Here is a 15905-nt window from a genome sequence, read left to right as displayed (position 1 = left end):
GGCGCTGTGGTTTGGGCTACCCGGCGACGGGTACCTGTTCACGGTGACCGACCGCATCGCCGATCCATGGGGCCCGAGGACACCCTACGGGTGCGGGCAGGCATGGCCGCAACGCGAGGACAGCTACCTCGACGGCGGGCTGGCCCCCGAACAGGTGGACCGGTGGGTTCAATCCGCCGCGGTCCTGCACTCCAACGGCGACGGGATCGACATCGCCGTGAAGGACGGACGCATCGTGGGCGTGCGCGGGCGCCCGGTGGATCGCGTCAACCACGGCCGGGTGGATCCCAAAGACCTTTTCGGCTGGCAGGCCAACGCCTCACCCGACCGGTTGACCAGCCCGCTGATCCGTCGCGACGGCAAGCTGGTCGAAGCCGACTGGGACACCGCGATGGACCGGATCGTGGCGCACACCAAGAGCCTGCTGAACGACCACGGTCCGAGCTCGATCGGCTTCTACACGTCCGGCCAGCTGTTCATCGAGGAGTACTACACCCAGGCCGTGATCGCGCACGGGGCGATCGGCACCAACCACGTCGACGGAAACACCCGACTGTGCACCGCGACCGCCGCCGAGGCGCTCAAGGAATCTTTCGGCTGCGACGGCCAGCCCGGCTCCTACACCGATGTCGACCACTGCGACGCCATCGCGCTCTACGGCCACAACGTCGCCGAGACCCAGACGGTGCTGTGGATGCGCATGCTCGATCGCCTGGCCGGCCCCGATCCTCCGGCCATCGTGTGCGTGGACCCCCGGCCGACGCCCGTCGCACAACACGCCACCGTGCACCTGGCACCGCTGCCCGGCACCAATGTGGCACTGATGAACGGGTTACTACACGAGATCCTCGCCCACGACTGGGTGGACCACTCCTATGTCGACACCCACACCGTGGGCTTCGACGAGTTGGCCAAGAGGGTTGTCGAATTCCCTCCGGAACGCGTCGCCGAAATCTGCCGGATCGACCCCGACCGGTTGCGGGCAGCCGCCGAGATCCTCGGCACCGCCGAGCGCCTGCTCTCGACCGTGCTACAGGGCTTCTACCAATCTCACCAGGCCACCGCGGCGGCCGTTCAAGTCAACAACGTGCACCTGGTGCGCGGCCTGCTCGGCAAGCCGGGCTGCGGCATCCTGCAGATGAACGGCCAGCCCACCGCCGAGAACACGCGCGAATGCGGAGCCGATGGGGACCTGGCCGGATTCCGCAACTGGGCCAACGACTCACACATCGAGGAACTGGCGCGGCTGTGGAACCTCGATCCGATGCAGATTCCGCACTACGCACCTCCCACCCACTGCATGCAGATGCTGCGTTACGCCGAGGAGGGCAGCCTGAACATGTTGTGGGTCACCGCGACCAACCCTGCCGTCTCCCTGCCCGAGCTGGCCCGCATCCGGCGCATCCTGTCCCAGGACCGGCTGTTTCTCGTCGTTCAGGACATCTTCCTGACCGAGACCGCCGCTCTGGCCGATGTGGTGTTACCGGCGGCGGCCTGGGCCGAGAAGACCGGAACCTTCACCAATGCCGATCGCACCGTGCATCTTTCGGAGAAGGCGATCGATCCGCCCGGACAGGCTCGCCCGGACCTCGACATCTTCCTCGACTTCGCCCGGCGCATGGACTTTCGGGACGCCGACGGGCAACCACTACCGCCCTGGAGCACGCCCGAAGCCGCCTTCGAAGCGTGGAAACAGTGCAGTGCCGGACGCCCGTGCGACTACACCGGTCTGAGCTACGACAAGCTGCGCGGTGGCAGCGGCATCCAATGGCCCTGCAACACCGAGAATCCCGACGGCACCGAGCGCCTCTATGCCGACGGAAACTTCTGGGCGCAACCCGACTACTGCGAGGCCTACGGGAAAGACCTCATCACCGGCGCCCCACTGGAACCCACGGAGTACCGCGCGATGAATCCCGAGGGACGCGCCGTCATCAAGGCCGCCGAATACGTTGCGCCCCACGAACCGCCGTCGCCGGAGTACCCGTACGTACTGATCACCGGGCGCACCGTCTACCACTTCCACACCCGCACCAAAACCGGACGAGCGCCCCGACTCAACGCCGCAGCGCCCCAGGTCTGGCTCGAGATCTCCGAAACCGACGCCCGCAGAACCGGAATCGAGGAAGGCGATTTCGTCGAGGTGAGCACCCCACGAGGTTGCGTCGTCGCGGCCGCGCGAATCACCGGGATCCGGCCGGGCGTGGTGTTCCTGCCCTTCCACTACGGCTACTGGGACACCCCGCCGAAACCGGCCGGCGGGGCGCATCACCGGGCCGCCAATGAGCTCACCCTCACCGATTGGGACCCGGTATCGAAACAACCGATCTTCAAGACCGCCGCGGCGGCACTGCGGCGCATCGGCGGCGGCCGCAGACCCGCTCCGGCGCCGACGAACACGGCCTCGGCGCCGGTCTCGCCCGTTCCAGAAGGTCCATCATGAGCAAGGTCGCCCTGGCTCTGGCCGAACTGCACCGTAGCGAGCAGTCCCTGGCCCGCGACCTGCGCGCCATCGCGGCCCGCCACCACAGCGACCAGGACATCTCGCACCTCGCCGATGACCTCGCCCGCTGGTCCGAAGAACACGTCGAAGCGCTGGCCGAGCACGGCCGCCACTACGGCCTGCACCTGTCGAGCGATTGCCGGCGCGTGTCGGTGACCCGCCGGATTCAACGAGGACTCAGTGCGGCCCTGCGCGAACGTCCGGAACCGGCCCTCGTGCTGCTGGCCGACCTGCGGCGCGTCCATCGCGCCGCCGCCGGGGTGTCGCTGGACTGGGAACTTTTGGCGCAGGGCACACAGGCGATCAAAGACGACGAGCTGCTCGCGCTGAGTAAGCAGTGCCATCCGCAGACCCTGCGTCAGATGCGGTGGGCCAACGCCATGCTCAAGGAGCTCTCACCGCAGGCTCTGGCCGGATAGCGCCGGGTAGCGTTGCGATGGTGGATCTCCCAGAGGACGGCAGAGTCGACGCCGGCAGCTTGACCGGGGTTTCGGAAACCGCACTGCTGACCCTGAACGGGCGGGCACATCAGGCGCGTCATGCCCACGCCATCATCGACGATCCCATGGCTGTCGAGTTGGTCGACTCGATCGACTTCGACTTCGACAAGTTCGGCCGACGCAAGGGCCAGGAGATGGCCCTGCGCTCACTGGCCTTCGACGAGGCGGCCCGGCGTTACCTCGATGAGCACCCGTCGGCCACGGTGGTCGCGCTGGCCGAAGGCCTGCAAACCAGCTTCTGGCGGCTGAACGCGGCACTGCCCGAAGCCCGGTTCCGTTGGCTCACCGTCGATTTTCCGCCGATCATCGCGTTGCGCGAGCGGCTCCTGCCCGCATCCGAACGCATCGTCACCCGAGCACAGTCCGCGCTGGACTACAGCTGGATGGACGCCGTGGACCCAAGCAGCGGAGTCTTCATCACCGCCGAGGGATTGCTGATGTACCTGCAGCCCCCGCAAGCCCTTGATCTGATCGCCGAGTGCGCCAAACGCTTTCCCGGTGGCCAGATGATCTTCGACCTGCCGCCGGTGCTGGTGAAGAAGTTCGCCCCCAAAGGCATGCGGTCCTCACGGCACTACCGCGTGCCACCGATGCCGTTCAGCCTCTCACCGGCCCAACTGGCAACTCTGGCCGACACCGTGCCCGGTATCACGGCGGTGCACGACCTGCCGATGCCCAGCGGCCGCGGATGGTTCTTCGGCACCGTGTTCCCGGCGTTCTGGCAATTCAAGCCCACCAGGCAGTTTCGCGGGGCCTACACCCTGCTCGAGTTCGGCTGACTAACCGCCGGCGGCGGCCAGCCGGGCGCGTTCGCGCATCGAGGCGACGACGCCGCCGTCGTTGAGGATGTCCGTACCCGTGAGATAACCGGCCCGGTCACTGGCGCAGTAGGCCAGCAGATCCGCCATCTCCTCCGGCTTGCCCCACCGCGGCACCGCGGCATCGGCCACCATCGCCCCGGCTCCGGCCTGCTCCTCGAGCCGGCCCATCTCGGTGTCGATGGAGCCCGGGGACACCGAGACGATCCGAAGGCCCCGGGTGTTGAACCGCTCGGCCTGCGCCGAGCTGTACCACTTCACGAACGCCTTGCTGATGGCATAGGAGAAGCCCGACCTCATGTCGTCCGGCGCCATGCCGCACGCTGCCAGCATCTCGGTCAGAAAGCGGTCCTGATCTTGCAACGCCAGCGGAAAATGCTGTGCGGGAATGACTTCCTCGGGAAGCAGGTGGGCCGCCATCGACGCCACGTTCACGATCGCCGCGCCCTGGGGCGCCGAGGCGAAGAAGGACTCGTTGACGTGCAACGTGCCCAGCGCGTTGGTTCTCATCACGTACTCGGCGTCACCCATGCTGGGGCTGACCCCGGCCGCGTGCACGACTGCGCTGACATCACCCACCTCTGCCGCGGCCTCCAGCAGCCGATCGACGGCTGCCCGATCGGTGACATCGGCATTGACGACCGTGGCCGCGATACCCAGCTCACCCAGCGCAGTCGCCGCGGAGTCGAGCCGATCCTGGCGCACATCGCACAGCACCACCGCCTGGTCGCGGCCGACGACCTTGGCCGTCGCCAGCCCCATGCCACCTGCGCCGCCTGTGATCACCGTCACCCGTGTCATGGCCAGCACGGTATACGCCCGATCCATGGCCCCGCACCGGTGGGGTTGGTGCGACTGCTCAGCAGCCAATCTGCACGGCTCGCTGTGCGGACGGACCGACCGGCATATAACAGGTAGTGATGGCCTGCCCGTATTGCGGATCCCCGCTCGACGAAAACGACACCTGCAGCCGCTGCGGGCAGATCCACGCGTCCGCACCGACCGGGTGGCGGCCGGATCCCACGGCTCGCCATGAGGGCCGCTACTTCGTCACCGGCCGTCCGACGAACCGGGTCCGCGACGGCAGGAAGGTACAGAGCGATCCGGCCGGCGCACGGATGCTGCCCGACTACCTCGAGTTGAAGACCTCGGGCATCCGGTCGACCTGGTTGGGCACCACCGCGGCCGCGGCCATCATCGTGATGACCGCCGCGGTGGTGTGGGTGCTGCTGGTGGCAGGCCGTAGGACACCGCCGCCGCCAGACACCGGATACCTTGCCGCACTGAGGGATGCCGGGCTGCGCGATCAGTTCAATTCCGACGCCAACGCCATCGCGCACGGCCGCCACGTGTGCCGTCAGCTCGAAGACGGTGACGCCCAGCAGGGGCTGCTCGCCGACAAGATCGCCGTAGAGGCGTTTTGCCCCCATTTCGCCGAAGGTTTCCGGGTGCTTGAGAAGACGACGGTGACAGGTACTTTCGTGCTTTCAGACCACGCCGGAGCCGACGGCATCGCCTCCGATGGAACGACCTGCCAGGGCTCGAACGGATACTCCGACGTCAATCCGGGCACCATCGTCACCGTGAAGAACGGCAGGGGCGACGTGCTGGCCACCACCACCCTCGGGACCGGAAAGGGCGGCGCGGCCAGTTGCACCTTCACCTTCCAGGTGCCGTTGACCGAGGGCCAGGATCGCTACGTGTTGTCGGTGGGGCGGCGCGGCGAGTTCAGTTACAGCTTCGAACAACTTGTTGCCAAAGGGATCCGGATGCAGCTGGGTCAGTGATATTTGCGAAAACCACTACCTGAAGCAGAATTTCGGCCAGAACCGGCCGTTCCATATCACGACCGGCGCCGCCGGTTGGAAACGATGTGGTCACGAGTACGGATCACTCGCATGTCAACACCGCATCCATCCGAGAACTCGTGTGGACACCCGCATCGGGCAGCTCTACGGTTGCGCTCGACACAATTGTCACCGATGTAATTTCGAGCACGAAACAAGGGAGTCGGTCGGGGATGACAACCTTTGCCAGAATCACGGTCAAAGCTGCTGTCGGCGTGGGTTTGTGCGCGACCGCGGTGACCGCCGCGGTGGCGCTGAGCCCGCTCGCGGCAGCGCTGCCATTCAAGACCGGCGGATACAAGTGCGTCGACGCGGCCGCCGGCGTGCCCGGCGTTCCGTGTGCGGCTCCCGCGGTAGAGGCCGCCGGGGTCGTTCCCGCGGCGGCACCCGCAGCCGTACCACCGGTGCCGGTCGCACCACCACCGGTGGCTCCCCCACCGATCGGAGTTCCACCCGTACCCCTGGCACCGCCGGTGCCGGTAGTTCCGGTGGTCCCGGCGGGCGCTCCCGTCGCCGCGGCACCGGCTCCTGTCGCCGCTCCGGTGGCGGTGGCGGCCGGCGCTCCGTCCGGCAAGGGCGTACCGACGGTCTCACCCGGGGGCGGGCCGGTCGCCGGCACGCCGACGCTGCCCGGCCCGGTGGACGGAGCCGCCGGCTAGTTGTACTGACCTGAGAGGTTAGGTACGCGGCTGGCGGGTGGTTGACCTTTGAGTGCTGTGTGGCCGCGATGGTGATTGTAGGTGTGTAGCCACCGCGGGAACTCGGCGCAGCGTTCGGCGTCGCTGCGGTAGAGCCGGGCGTAGGCCCATTCGTCGGCAAGGGTGCGGTGGAAACGCTCGACCTTGCCGTTTGTCTGTGGACGGTAGGGGCGGGTTCGTCGGTGCTTGATGTCACCCAGGGCATCACGAAATTTGTGTGACCGGTAGCAGGATCCGTTGTCGGTCAACACATTTCGTACCGTGAAACCACACTCGTTGAACCAGGCGTTGGCGCGCTGCCAGAACGCTGCGGCGGTTTCTTTGCGTTCATCGGTCAACAATTCGGAGTAGACCAGCCTCGAGTGCGCATCGATCGCGGTGTGCAGGAAGTGGTAGCCGCGAGCTGGATCCCCGTTGCGGCTGCGCAGTCCGGTGCTTTTGTCGGCTACCGAGTTGTGTTTGCCGGCGGTGCGCCCCAGTTTGCGCCAGCCGCCGCCGGCCGGGATCTTGCCGAGTTTCTTGACATCGACGTGCACCAGATCGCCGGGAGCGTCGGAGTTCATTCGACGAATAACGCGTCCCGTGGGACGGTCCAGCCAGCGCAGCCTGGCCAGTCGGTACCGGCGCAGGACGCGGTGCACCGTAGACACATTCAAACCCAGCAGGTAGGCAATGCGTGCGGGGCCCCAGCGGCGCAGAACACGGACTTTGACGATGCGACGTTCGGTCCGTACCGGGGTCCGGTTGGGACAGCGGTGGGGTCGTGAGCTGCGATCGGCCATCCCTGCCGGACCTTCTTCGCGGTAGCGCCGCGCCCACCGCTGAGCGGTGGTGACGGCCACCTGGAACCGTTCAGCGGCTCGCCGTAGGGACCAGCCGTCCTCGACGATGCAACGAGCCAGGCGCAGACGGCCGGTTTCTGACAACGGGGCATTACGGTGGGACATGAAGACCTCCGAGGTGAGCGTGTGTTCCTAGACAGCTCGCACTTCACTCGGAGGTCTTCTTCATGTCACCACGCCACGCCGTACCTAACGTCCGTGGTCAGTACAGCTAGTCGCCACCCCAGCGCCGCAAAGGCGCCTGGCCCACGGGCCAGGCGCCTTTTTCGTGCTGTTTGCCTGGATCGTTATTTGCCTGGATCACAACGAGGTTGATCACTCCTGAACGATGACCGGATCGCCGATGTTGACCGTGTTGAAGTACCACTCGGCGGCCGCCGGGACAAGGCTGATGCAACCGTGGCTGGTGTTGTCGAGCCCCATCGACGGGACTGCCCACGGTGCCGAATGCACGAACAGGCCGCGGTGGGTGAAGCGGACCGCGTAGTCCACGTCGAGGAGATAGCCGTCCGGGGCATCGACGGGAATGCCGACGCTGCTCGAATCCATCCGTACCGTCCGGTCTTTCCCGAGAACCGTGTAGGTGCCGACCGGGGTCGGATATTCCGGCCGCCCCAGGGAGGCGAGCAATACCCCCGGTTCGCCGGCGTGCGGCAGGTGGTGCGGTGCCGGAAGGGCGATCGGCGGGTCTTCCCCTAGTCCGTCGATGGTCACGGTGAAGGTGTGGTCGGAGATGTCGGCGACGCCGATAACGGCTGGGCCGGTTTGGAATTCGGTTCGCATCCCGCTGACCGACAGCATCACCGTGCTGTGCGCGGGCCAGAATTGCGCCGGCGTCCACGACACGACGTTGGCGTCGAGCCATTCGTAGGTGCCCGTGCGCGCGGGCGTCGACTTGAGCCCGAGGGCACGTTCGACGGAGGCCCGATTGGCGATCGGCTTCTTGAACGTCACCACCACGGGATGGCCCACGCCGACCACGGCGCCCTGGGCCGGAGCGATCGATTCGATGGTCGAGGTCAACGGAAGGCTCACCGCCGCCGTGTCGACGCTATCGGTACCACCGGAGAAGAAGGCCGTGACGAGCACGACCAATACGAGAACACCCTGAAAAACCGCGCGCATCAATTCGATCCCTCTGCGATGCCCCCATGATCTTGAACGTTGTCATGGTATTGGCTCGCAGCGGCTCGAATGTGTAGTCACACGTAGACAATTCGGTCAAGCGTTCGTCACGGTTCGGCCACGGCGTCAAGCAATTTGAGGACCCGGGCGCAGGACAGGGGGGTCACCAGAGCGTTGGTGCGCAGGCCGGACTGCGGAGCGCGCTGGGATTCGAGGTCGAGCGCGTCGTCGTCAGCCTCGGCCCGGTAGGACGAGGGATGCCGGCGCTTGGCCGCCGCCAGCTCACGGGAGTAGCGCTGCGACGAACACCAGAGCGGATGCGTGGCCAACTCGATGACCGTCGAACCGGCAGCTTTTGTCGCCATTTTCACTGACCTCCGGAGGAGCTTCACGACACTTCTATTCAGTGCCAAGCGTGCTCGGCCAAGCTGAGGCGATGCATCGAGTTGGCCGTGGACACATTAAGGATCCCTCTTAATGAGCTTTTACACACTGAAAGAATCGCGACAGAGACGCATTTCACACTTACCGATTTGACATTCTCCGCCGCGATGTTTGCTGCTCGGCGTTGCACCCTCGGACTGATCGAACGATCAAGATCATCGCCGCCGTCGCTGCCAGCTACCGAAGTTGTGGCCGCGCGCCCGAAACCGGGCAGAAACCCCGTCCGGCAGCCCAGCCACAATCGCAGCATCTTCTTACATTCGCAAGAAACCCGCACGTAAGAAGCGCGCACAAATTAAGAGCGCACGCCAGCGAACGCGCCGCCGTTAGCCCCGTCGATGCGGAATCGTTACCTATCATTTAACCTGTCCCGTGGCCGAGCTCCCCTGCTTCAACGTCAATTAGCTCGGTGAAGGGTGGTACGGCTGTGGATGCACATGATCCGAGCGTCGGAGAACATGCGCGTCCGACCGTGACGCGGGCGTCCCGCGCATCGATCGAGAGCTGGCCACTGCGGTGGAAAGTCGCGGCGACCCTGGTGTTGCCGATCCTGCTCGCGGCCACCTTCGGCGCGGTCCGTATCTACAGCGAGTTGTCGGCGGCATCGCGATTGAACCTCGCCTCCGACAACGCGGCGATCGTCGTGCCCGCCGTGGAGTTGGTCGACCGGCTCGACGGACTGGCCTATGCCGCCGCGACCGGTGCGCCCCTCGCGGAGCCGCTCGCACAGTTCGACGAAGCCTCGAAGGCCCTGGACACCCTGATCACCTCCACGGAGTTCGATCCGACCGCCGCGGCGCAACTGACCACGGCGTCCTCGACCGCCAAGACGCTGCGTGACGACATCAAAGCCGGACCACTACCCCAGCAGGTGATCGCCGATCGCGCGTCCGAGGCGGCCTCGGGCGTGGTCTCCGCGATCGCGACCACCACCGCAACCGTCGACGACCGCGTGGTGCGGCCGATTGCCGACCAACTCGTCGACACCCTGGCAGCGCAACGCGCGCTGACCACGCAGCGGGTATTGATCGCGGCCCCCGATTTCGCCGATTCCGACGAGCTACGTACCGAGGTGGCCGACGCGGCGGGCGCAGAAGCGGCCGCCATCGATCGACTCAGCACACTGACGCCCGCGGACGAAGCCACGGCGTTGGCCAAGGATTCCGATGTCCGTCGCGGCACCTACACGCAACCCGCCGGCGACGGCGTGCACGGACCCGCCTTCGCCGAGGCGATGCGGGCCAGCGTGGACCAATACCGCGCGATGACCCAGCGCCTGTCCGCCGACCTCGACGGCACGCTGCATCACCGGGCCAACGTGCTGCGGTCGGACGCGCTGCGTGACACCGCGATCATCCTCGGCGCCGTTCTGGCCGCCCTCGTCTTCGCCCTGGCGGTCGGCCGTTCGCTGATCCGGTCGATCGGCCGGCTGCGGCAGGGAGCGCTGCAGGTCGCGCAGGTCGAGCTGCCCGAGGAGATCGAACGTCTCAGCAAGGGCGGCGGCATGCCCGAGATCCAGGCGCTACCCTTCCGGACCAACGAAGAGGTCGGCCAGCTCGCGCGCGCCATCGACGACATCCACTCCCAGGCCGTCCGCCTCGCCAGCGAGCACGGTGTGCGCCTGCAGATCGGCGACATGTTCGAAACCCTGTCCCGCCGAAGCCGCTCGCTGGTCGAGGAACAGCTGGCGCTCATCGAGACCCTCGAGCTCGACGAGGAAGATCCGGCCCGCCTCGACCACCTCTTCCGTCTCGACCACCTTGCGACGCGGATGCGCCGCAACGGCGACAACCTGCTGGTCCTCGCCGACACCGTGGAACGCCACCGCGCGTCAGCTCCCGTCGCCCTGCCCGACATGCTGCGCGCCGCGATGTCCGAGGTCGAGGAGTATCGCCGGGTGCAGGTCGGGCACATGGCCGACGTCTCGATCGCCGGCTCGGCCGCGGCCGACATCGGCCACCTGATCGCCGAGCTGCTCGACAATGCCCTGCGTTACTCACCGCCGGACTCACCGGTCATGGTGACGGTGGGGCGCGCGGTCGACGCCGGCCTGCTGGTCGAAGTCGCCGACCGGGGCCTGGGCATGTCCAAGGAAGACCTGACCGCGGCGAACGAGCGTTTGGCGCTCGGTGGCGAAGTGACTTCCGAGACCGCCAAACGCATGGGCCTTTTCGTGGTCGGCCGATTGGCCCGCCGCCACGACGCCACCGTGCGGCTGCGGACCACCTCGGCGTTGACCGACCGCCCCGGCGTCACCGCGAGCGTGCACCTGCCCGGCACCCTGGTCTCACCCATCGGCATGACCGACACCCTCGACGACCTGCGCAGCGGCTCGTTCACCGAATCCCGGTCGCGTACCGCGCCGAACGGGCGCAGCGCACACAGCGCCGGCACCGCGGCACCCGCCGCCACGAACAGCTCGCGGGCCGCGACGCCGCAGCCCGAACGTGGACCGGACGCGCCGGCCCAGTCGACTGCCAGCGGGCTGCCGAAGCGCTCACCGGGCGCCAGCGGTGTGAACGGCATCCCGGCACCCGTGAACGGACTGAGCGCCCCGGCCGCAGAAGAACCCGAGCGGCAACAGCGGGGAAACCCGCTGTCCTACTTCACCTCGGGCAACTCCAACTCGGGCAACTCCAATCCGCCTGCCCCCGAACCCACTCCATCCACCGAATCGGAGCCACGGCGCATCGCGGCGGAGAGCTTGGAGAGTGCGCCGATCTTCGAGCGGATGACCTCGGAGTGGCTGATGGACCCGACCACGCCGGAATACCGAAACCGGGTGTGGGCCAGCGCCGCCGATGCCGGCTGGGAGGCCGCGGCCAAGGCGGTCGAGCAGGAACCCAAGCGCCACACCGCATCCGGGCTGCCGATTCGCGAACGCGGAGCGCGACTGGTGCCGGATGAGGCAAGATCGGGATCGCACGCCAGGGCCGACGGGTCAAACGATCCCGCGGCCATCCGAGACATCCTGAGCCGACAGCTGGCCGGTGTCCGTAGGGGCCGAGCCGAAACCGATGCAGCACACAGCCGAATCGAAGGAGATCGATGAACACCGGCACGCAACCACATGAACGGTCCGCGGGGTCTGCTGCAACACCGTCCGGGACCTCCGGCACCCTCGACTGGTTCGTGTCCAACTTCGTCCGTGACGTACCGGGTGTGTCCCACGCGATCCTGGTGTCGGCAGACGGTCTGCTGATGGCCTCGAACTCCCACCTGCCGTCCGACCGCGCGGAGCAACTGGCCGCCGTCACCTCAGGTTTGGCGAGCTTGTCGACGGGCGCCGCCCGGTTGTTCGAGGCCGGCAACGTCCGTCAGTCGATCGTCGAGATGGACGACGGGTTCCTGCTGTTGATGGGCGTGGGCAACGGCTCGTATCTGGCCACCCTGGCCTCGATCTCGTGCGATATCGGGCAGGTCGGCTACGAGATGGCGTTGCTGGTCGACCGGGTCGGCAAGACCGTCGAGGCGACGCCGCGCACCTCGCATGGGGCTCGATGACCCTGAGCATGGACAGACCCGAGCAGAAGCGGGCCGCCAGTCGCGCGCGCCCGTACACCCTGACCGGCGGACGCACCCGCGCACGGGTCGAGGTGCCGATCGAGGCTCCGGTGGAGGCCTTGCTGCCGGCCGGCGAGCTCGACTGCGCACCGGGCGACATCCCGGCCGTCATCGTCCGGTTGTGCGAGCGCCGACCGTCGATCGCTGAGCTCTCGGCGTATGCCGGGCTCCCCATCGGCGTGACCCGCGTGCTGGTCAGCGATCTGGTGGACAGCGGCCACCTTCGCGTTCACGCCACCCTGACCGACCGCTCGACCGTCGCAGAACGGCGCCTACTGATCGAAAGGACCCTCAGTGGCTTACGCGCACTCTGACTCCGGCCCCACGGTGTCTTCGACGAAGATCGTGATTGCCGGCGGCTTCGGTGTCGGCAAGACCACGTTCGTCGGCGCCGTGTCGGAGATCGTGCCGCTGCGCACGGAGGCCCTCGTCACGAACGCATCCCAGGGCCACGACGACCTCGAGGCGATTCCCGGCAAGGAGACCACCACGGTCGCCATGGATTTCGGCCGCATCACGATCGCCGACGACCTGGTGCTGTACCTGTTCGGGACGCCCGGGCAACGGCGGTTCTGGTTCATGTGGGACGACCTGGTGCACGGCGCGATCGGCGCTGTGGTGCTGGTCGACACCCGCAGGCTCGACGACAGCTTCGCGGCTGTCGACTTCTTCGAGGCCCGCAACCTGCCGTTCCTGATCGCGGTCAACGAGTTCGACGACTCCCCGACCTACAGCATCGAGGAGCTGCGTGAGGCGCTCTCGGTGTCCCCCAACGTGCCCATCATCAATGTCGATGCACGGCAACGCGATTCGGCCAAGAACGCGTTGATCGCGATTACGTCGTTCGCGCTGGAACGACTCCCGTCGTCAGCGTTCTAACTCAACCGCCCGCAGTCACAGTCACACAGTCACGAGGAAACCTGTCATGAACCACCAAGTACATCACTTCGACATGGGCCTGTGGCTGCTGTTCCTGGCGTACATCGTCTCGGTCACCGGCTCCGTCGTCGGCCTGGCGTGCACCCGGTGCGGTGCCAGGGCAACCAACGGACGCGACCGGCTCCGCTGGCTGCTGATGGCCTCGATCGCCATTGGCGGGGTCGGTATCTGGCTCATGCACTTCATCGCGATGCTCGGCTTCGCGATCCCCAGCAGCACAGTGCGCTATCACCTCGGCTGGACAATCGCCTCGGCCGTGATCGCGATCGCCGCGGTCTTCGTCGGGCTCATCACCATCGGCCGCGAATTCGAACTGCGTCGGCTGTTGGCCGGTGGCGTCATCACCGGGCTGGCGGTCGCGGTCATGCACTACACCGGCATGTGGGCGGTTCAGATGCAGGGCACGATGACCTATGACACCACCCTCGTCGTCCTCTCGTTCGTGATCGCCGTGGTCGCGGCCACCGCTGCGTTGTGGTTCACCCTGGTCCTCGAATCACGCGGTCTGCGATTCGTGGCCGGCCTGGTGATGGGCGTCGCCGTTGTCGGCATGCACTACACCGGAATGGCGGCGGTGCGGGTCAGTGTCGATCACACGATGCCGGTTCCCGGTGGGCCCGAGGTCTTCTCGTTCCTGTTCCCGGTGTTCGTGATCGGCCTGCTCGCACTCGGCGTCCCGATCACCGCCGTGATGCTGGCTCCTGATCGCAGCTCCGAGCAGAGCAACGCCGAATCTCGCCCCGTGGCAGCGCCGGCCGGCCGGCACCGGTAGGGGCTAACCCCAGTAGGAGAAGTTGCAGACCGGCTTCACCTCGGTCTTGAACGACACCAGCTTGTCGCCGTCCAGCGTGATCGTGCAGGTGAGTTCGGTGTTGCCACCATCGGCGGCCACCTCTGACTCGACTTCTTCATATACGGAGTACTGCTTTTCCCACGGCAGCGTCACATTCGATTCGGTTTGCTCTGCCCCGCCGTTGATCCGGTAACGGATCGTCACCGGGGCAGACCCGCCGAGAACCTTCATGACCGCCGTGCCGACGGGTGCACCGGTCGGCTCCGCCGCGCTGGGCGACTCTGTCGTAGTGTCGGTCGAGTCGTTGCCAAAAGCCACGCCATCGGCGGTCTCCGCCACCGGGGTTCCCGTGGTCGTCGTACATCCCGCGACCACCGCGGCGGCCGACACAACACCGACGGTGATCCCGGCCAGACCCCTGAGCAAACGCATACCTGAGATTACGACGCCGGAGCGCGCCCGGATCCCTTATCGCGACAAGTGATTGCCGGCCGGTCAGGACGCGATCAGGTCATCGATCTGGTTGATCGCCGACGAGGCACCCTCGACCACACCCATGTCCAGCACCTGTGCCAGCGCCTCGGCTGACTCGTAGGTGCTCACGTAGACCGCACGGGTGCCACCGTTGTGGTCGGTGAAGGTGTAGACGTTCTTGGACACCGGCATGTCCGGGTTCGGGTTGAAGTCCGCGTCGGCGAAACCGTCGTCGAACGAGAAGCTCGACGGCTCGTCCACCGCCGTGACATCCCAGTATCCGGCGTGCTTGTCGCCTTCCGGGCCGATCATGAAGTAGGTGACGCGGCCACCGGGGGTGAGGCTGTGGTCGACGACCGTCGCCGGGTAGGTCGGCGGCCCCCACACCTTCTCCAGCTGGCGCGGGTCGGCGTATACCTGCCAAATGCGCTGCACCGGCGCGGCGAAGTCCGCGGTGATGGTCAGCGTCAGATTGTCGAGATCGTGTTGGACGTCGGTCACGGGCATGGTTCAGTCCTTCTTGATATCGGTTGCGATCAATTCATCGATGCGTGCGATGCGGCCACGCCAAACCTGTTCCAGCTCAGTCAACATGGACGCCACCGACCGCACTGCCTGCACATCACCGCTGGCCAGCTGCTCACGACCGTTGCGTCGCTTGGTGATCAGCCCGGCCTTCTCCAGCACGGCGACGTGCTTCTGCACTGCCGCGAAGCTCATGTCGTACTTCGCGGCGAGCACCGAAACCGAGTGCTCGCCTGCCAACACCCGGCGCATGATGTCCCGCCTGGTGCGGTCGGCGAGCGCGTGGAACAGGGCGTCCGCCCGGTCCTCGTCACTCTCGGTCACAGCCCAAATATACAACCAATCGGTTGTATGTTGTCAAGGGTCTCACTGAACCAAAACGCCATCGTGACATCAGCCGATGTCATATATTGACGCGGCGTGTGTCCGCAGCAGCCGGCATTCCCGTCAGCGATAGACCCGGACACCATGCGGAATGTCAAGGGGGACATCGGTAATGGTGAACAGTTCGCGCTGCCCGCGGAACGCCGGGCGGATACCGCTGCGGTACGGCCTTTCGGTCGTGGCCATCGGCCTCGGAATCGCAAGCGCCAGCGCACACCCCGTGGCATGGGCGGATCCCGGCTCCGCCGGTTCCTCCACATCGTCAACCTCATCGAGCTCATCGGGCCAGGCATCGAAACACTCGGGTGCCGGAGCCAACCGCGGACCGAAAAAGCCCGTCGACCGACGTGGCACCCGGCCGAACCGGCCCTCGCCGCCCGCGAACACCAAGGCGCCCGACACCGACGACAAAGCCGGGCAGCCGGCTGATGACACGACTTCGCAAGCGC

Annotated in this window: 18 protein-coding genes; 10 read left to right on the top strand and 8 right to left on the bottom strand. The window is 66.6% G+C overall.

Annotated elements, in window-relative coordinates; all coding sequences use genetic code 11:
* Window positions 1-43: 43 nt before the first annotated feature.
* From K6L26_RS01870 to K6L26_RS01860, 3 genes are read left to right on the top strand one after another with little or no spacing between them, the layout of a single operon-like run.
* On the top strand, window positions 44-2443 hold the full coding sequence (locus K6L26_RS01870; protein ID WP_065063326.1) for a molybdopterin oxidoreductase family protein: 2400 nt from the start codon (window positions 44-46) through the stop codon (window positions 2441-2443).
* Window positions 2440-2922 carry a hypothetical protein gene (locus K6L26_RS01865; protein ID WP_065063324.1) on the top strand — a complete coding sequence of 161 codons (483 nt, stop codon included), beginning with the start codon at window positions 2440-2442 and terminating at the stop codon, window positions 2920-2922. The genes K6L26_RS01870 and K6L26_RS01865 overlap by 4 nt, the downstream gene beginning before the upstream one ends.
* A gap of 17 nt (window positions 2923-2939) precedes the next feature.
* Entirely contained in the window at window positions 2940-3782 is an 843-nt protein-coding gene (locus K6L26_RS01860) for a class I SAM-dependent methyltransferase (RefSeq protein ID WP_051752700.1), read from the top strand.
* Here the strand turns inward: K6L26_RS01860 and K6L26_RS01855 are convergent, their stop codons facing one another.
* Window positions 3783-4622, bottom strand: a complete 840-nt coding sequence (locus tag K6L26_RS01855; protein ID WP_043368827.1) for an SDR family oxidoreductase — start codon at window positions 4620-4622, stop codon at window positions 3783-3785.
* Between the two features lie 119 nt (window positions 4623-4741).
* On the opposite strand from K6L26_RS01855, the gene K6L26_RS01850 reads away from it, so the two are divergent.
* Together K6L26_RS01850 and K6L26_RS01845 are read left to right on the top strand one after the other, a co-directional pair.
* Window positions 4742-5608: a DUF732 domain-containing protein gene (locus K6L26_RS01850; protein ID WP_047037064.1), complete on the top strand. Its 867-nt coding sequence runs from the start codon at window positions 4742-4744 to the stop codon at window positions 5606-5608.
* 233 nt (window positions 5609-5841) lie between these two features.
* The gene (locus K6L26_RS01845) at window positions 5842-6327 is read left to right on the top strand and encodes a hypothetical protein (protein WP_036390757.1); all 486 of its coding nucleotides are present in this window, start codon (window positions 5842-5844) and stop codon (window positions 6325-6327) included.
* Here the strand turns inward: K6L26_RS01845 and K6L26_RS01840 are convergent.
* The 3 genes from K6L26_RS01840 to K6L26_RS01830 all read right to left on the bottom strand — a co-directional run bounded on the left by K6L26_RS01840 (window position 6324) and on the right by K6L26_RS01830 (window position 8698).
* Window positions 6324-7313, bottom strand: coding sequence for an IS481 family transposase (locus K6L26_RS01840; RefSeq protein WP_221852548.1), 990 nt, complete (start codon window positions 7311-7313; stop codon window positions 6324-6326). The genes K6L26_RS01845 and K6L26_RS01840 overlap by 4 nt on opposite strands.
* Before the next feature lie 210 nt (window positions 7314-7523).
* Window positions 7524-8333: a L,D-transpeptidase gene (locus K6L26_RS01835; RefSeq protein WP_036390756.1), complete on the bottom strand. Its 810-nt coding sequence runs from the start codon at window positions 8331-8333 to the stop codon at window positions 7524-7526.
* A gap of 107 nt (window positions 8334-8440) precedes the next feature.
* A complete protein-coding gene (locus tag K6L26_RS01830) occupies window positions 8441-8698 on the bottom strand; it encodes a hypothetical protein (RefSeq protein WP_043370184.1) in 258 nt (85 codons plus the stop codon).
* Between the two features lie 506 nt (window positions 8699-9204).
* Between K6L26_RS01830 and K6L26_RS01825 the strand changes: the two genes are divergently transcribed.
* Genes K6L26_RS01825 through K6L26_RS01805 form a run of 5 tightly spaced genes read left to right on the top strand, consistent with a single transcriptional unit; the run spans window position 9205 to window position 14052 of the window.
* On the top strand, window positions 9205-11829 hold the full coding sequence (locus tag K6L26_RS01825) for a HAMP domain-containing sensor histidine kinase (protein WP_052773214.1): 2625 nt from the start codon (window positions 9205-9207) through the stop codon (window positions 11827-11829).
* Window positions 11826-12281, top strand: coding sequence for a roadblock/LC7 domain-containing protein (locus K6L26_RS01820; protein ID WP_019348607.1), 456 nt, complete (start codon window positions 11826-11828; stop codon window positions 12279-12281). Before K6L26_RS01825 ends, K6L26_RS01820 begins: the two co-directional genes overlap by 4 nt.
* Before the next feature lie 8 nt (window positions 12282-12289).
* Window positions 12290-12655, top strand: coding sequence for a DUF742 domain-containing protein (locus K6L26_RS01815; protein WP_036392562.1), 366 nt, complete (start codon window positions 12290-12292; stop codon window positions 12653-12655).
* Window positions 12636-13220: a GTP-binding protein gene (locus K6L26_RS01810; protein ID WP_036390755.1), complete on the top strand. Its 585-nt coding sequence runs from the start codon at window positions 12636-12638 to the stop codon at window positions 13218-13220. The genes K6L26_RS01815 and K6L26_RS01810 overlap by 20 nt, the downstream gene beginning before the upstream one ends.
* Window positions 13221-13266: 46 nt before the next feature.
* Complete coding sequence (locus K6L26_RS01805) at window positions 13267-14052, top strand: MHYT domain-containing protein (RefSeq protein ID WP_043369424.1); 786 nt, start codon at window positions 13267-13269, stop codon at window positions 14050-14052.
* Window positions 14053-14055: 3 nt separating this feature from the next.
* Here K6L26_RS01805 and K6L26_RS01800 read toward each other — a convergent pair whose 3' ends face one another.
* The 4 genes from K6L26_RS01800 to K6L26_RS31615 all read right to left on the bottom strand — a co-directional run bounded on the left by K6L26_RS01800 (window position 14056) and on the right by K6L26_RS31615 (window position 15891).
* Window positions 14056-14505, bottom strand: a complete 450-nt coding sequence (locus K6L26_RS01800) for a hypothetical protein (protein ID WP_047037067.1) — start codon at window positions 14503-14505, stop codon at window positions 14056-14058.
* Between the two features lie 63 nt (window positions 14506-14568).
* Window positions 14569-15054, bottom strand: coding sequence for an SRPBCC family protein (locus K6L26_RS01795; RefSeq protein ID WP_047037071.1), 486 nt, complete (start codon window positions 15052-15054; stop codon window positions 14569-14571).
* A 3-nt stretch (window positions 15055-15057) separates the two neighbouring features.
* A complete protein-coding gene (locus K6L26_RS01790) occupies window positions 15058-15396 on the bottom strand; it encodes an ArsR/SmtB family transcription factor (RefSeq protein WP_047037074.1) in 339 nt (112 codons plus the stop codon).
* Between the two features lie 123 nt (window positions 15397-15519).
* Window positions 15520-15891, bottom strand: a complete 372-nt coding sequence (locus K6L26_RS31615) for a hypothetical protein (protein WP_047037076.1) — start codon at window positions 15889-15891, stop codon at window positions 15520-15522.
* Between the last annotated feature and the right edge of the window lie 14 nt (window positions 15892-15905).

The sequence above is a fragment of the Mycobacterium farcinogenes genome, from assembly GCF_019739075.1.
Lineage (GTDB): Bacteria > Actinomycetota > Actinomycetes > Mycobacteriales > Mycobacteriaceae > Mycobacterium > Mycobacterium senegalense.
Note: the sequence above shows the minus strand (reverse complement) of the source record. Positions and strands in the feature narration are given on the sequence as shown.

Bases quoted from the DNA above. Each gene is read 5' to 3' on its own strand.
- K6L26_RS01840 (WP_221852548.1), bottom strand. From the start codon at position 7,313: ATGTCCCACCGTAATGCCCCGTTGTCAGAAACCGGCCGTCTGCGCCTG.
- K6L26_RS01820 (WP_019348607.1), top strand. From the start codon at position 11,826: ATGAACACCGGCACGCAACCACATGAACGGTCCGCGGGGTCTGCTGCA.
- K6L26_RS01805 (WP_043369424.1), top strand. From the start codon at position 13,267: ATGAACCACCAAGTACATCACTTCGACATGGGCCTGTGGCTGCTGTTC.
- K6L26_RS01795 (WP_047037071.1), bottom strand. From the start codon at position 15,054: ATGCCCGTGACCGACGTCCAACACGATCTCGACAATCTGACGCTGACC.
- K6L26_RS01865 (WP_065063324.1), top strand. From the start codon at position 2,440: ATGAGCAAGGTCGCCCTGGCTCTGGCCGAACTGCACCGTAGCGAGCAG.
- K6L26_RS01835 (WP_036390756.1), bottom strand. From the start codon at position 8,333: ATGCGCGCGGTTTTTCAGGGTGTTCTCGTATTGGTCGTGCTCGTCACG.
- K6L26_RS01800 (WP_047037067.1), bottom strand. From the start codon at position 14,505: ATGCGTTTGCTCAGGGGTCTGGCCGGGATCACCGTCGGTGTTGTGTCG.
- K6L26_RS01850 (WP_047037064.1), top strand. From the start codon at position 4,742: ATGGCCTGCCCGTATTGCGGATCCCCGCTCGACGAAAACGACACCTGC.
- K6L26_RS01845 (WP_036390757.1), top strand. From the start codon at position 5,842: ATGACAACCTTTGCCAGAATCACGGTCAAAGCTGCTGTCGGCGTGGGT.
- K6L26_RS01855 (WP_043368827.1), bottom strand. From the start codon at position 4,622: ATGACACGGGTGACGGTGATCACAGGCGGCGCAGGTGGCATGGGGCTG.
- K6L26_RS01830 (WP_043370184.1), bottom strand. From the start codon at position 8,698: ATGGCGACAAAAGCTGCCGGTTCGACGGTCATCGAGTTGGCCACGCAT.
- K6L26_RS01815 (WP_036392562.1), top strand. From the start codon at position 12,290: ATGGACAGACCCGAGCAGAAGCGGGCCGCCAGTCGCGCGCGCCCGTAC.
- K6L26_RS01860 (WP_051752700.1), top strand. From the start codon at position 2,940: ATGGTGGATCTCCCAGAGGACGGCAGAGTCGACGCCGGCAGCTTGACC.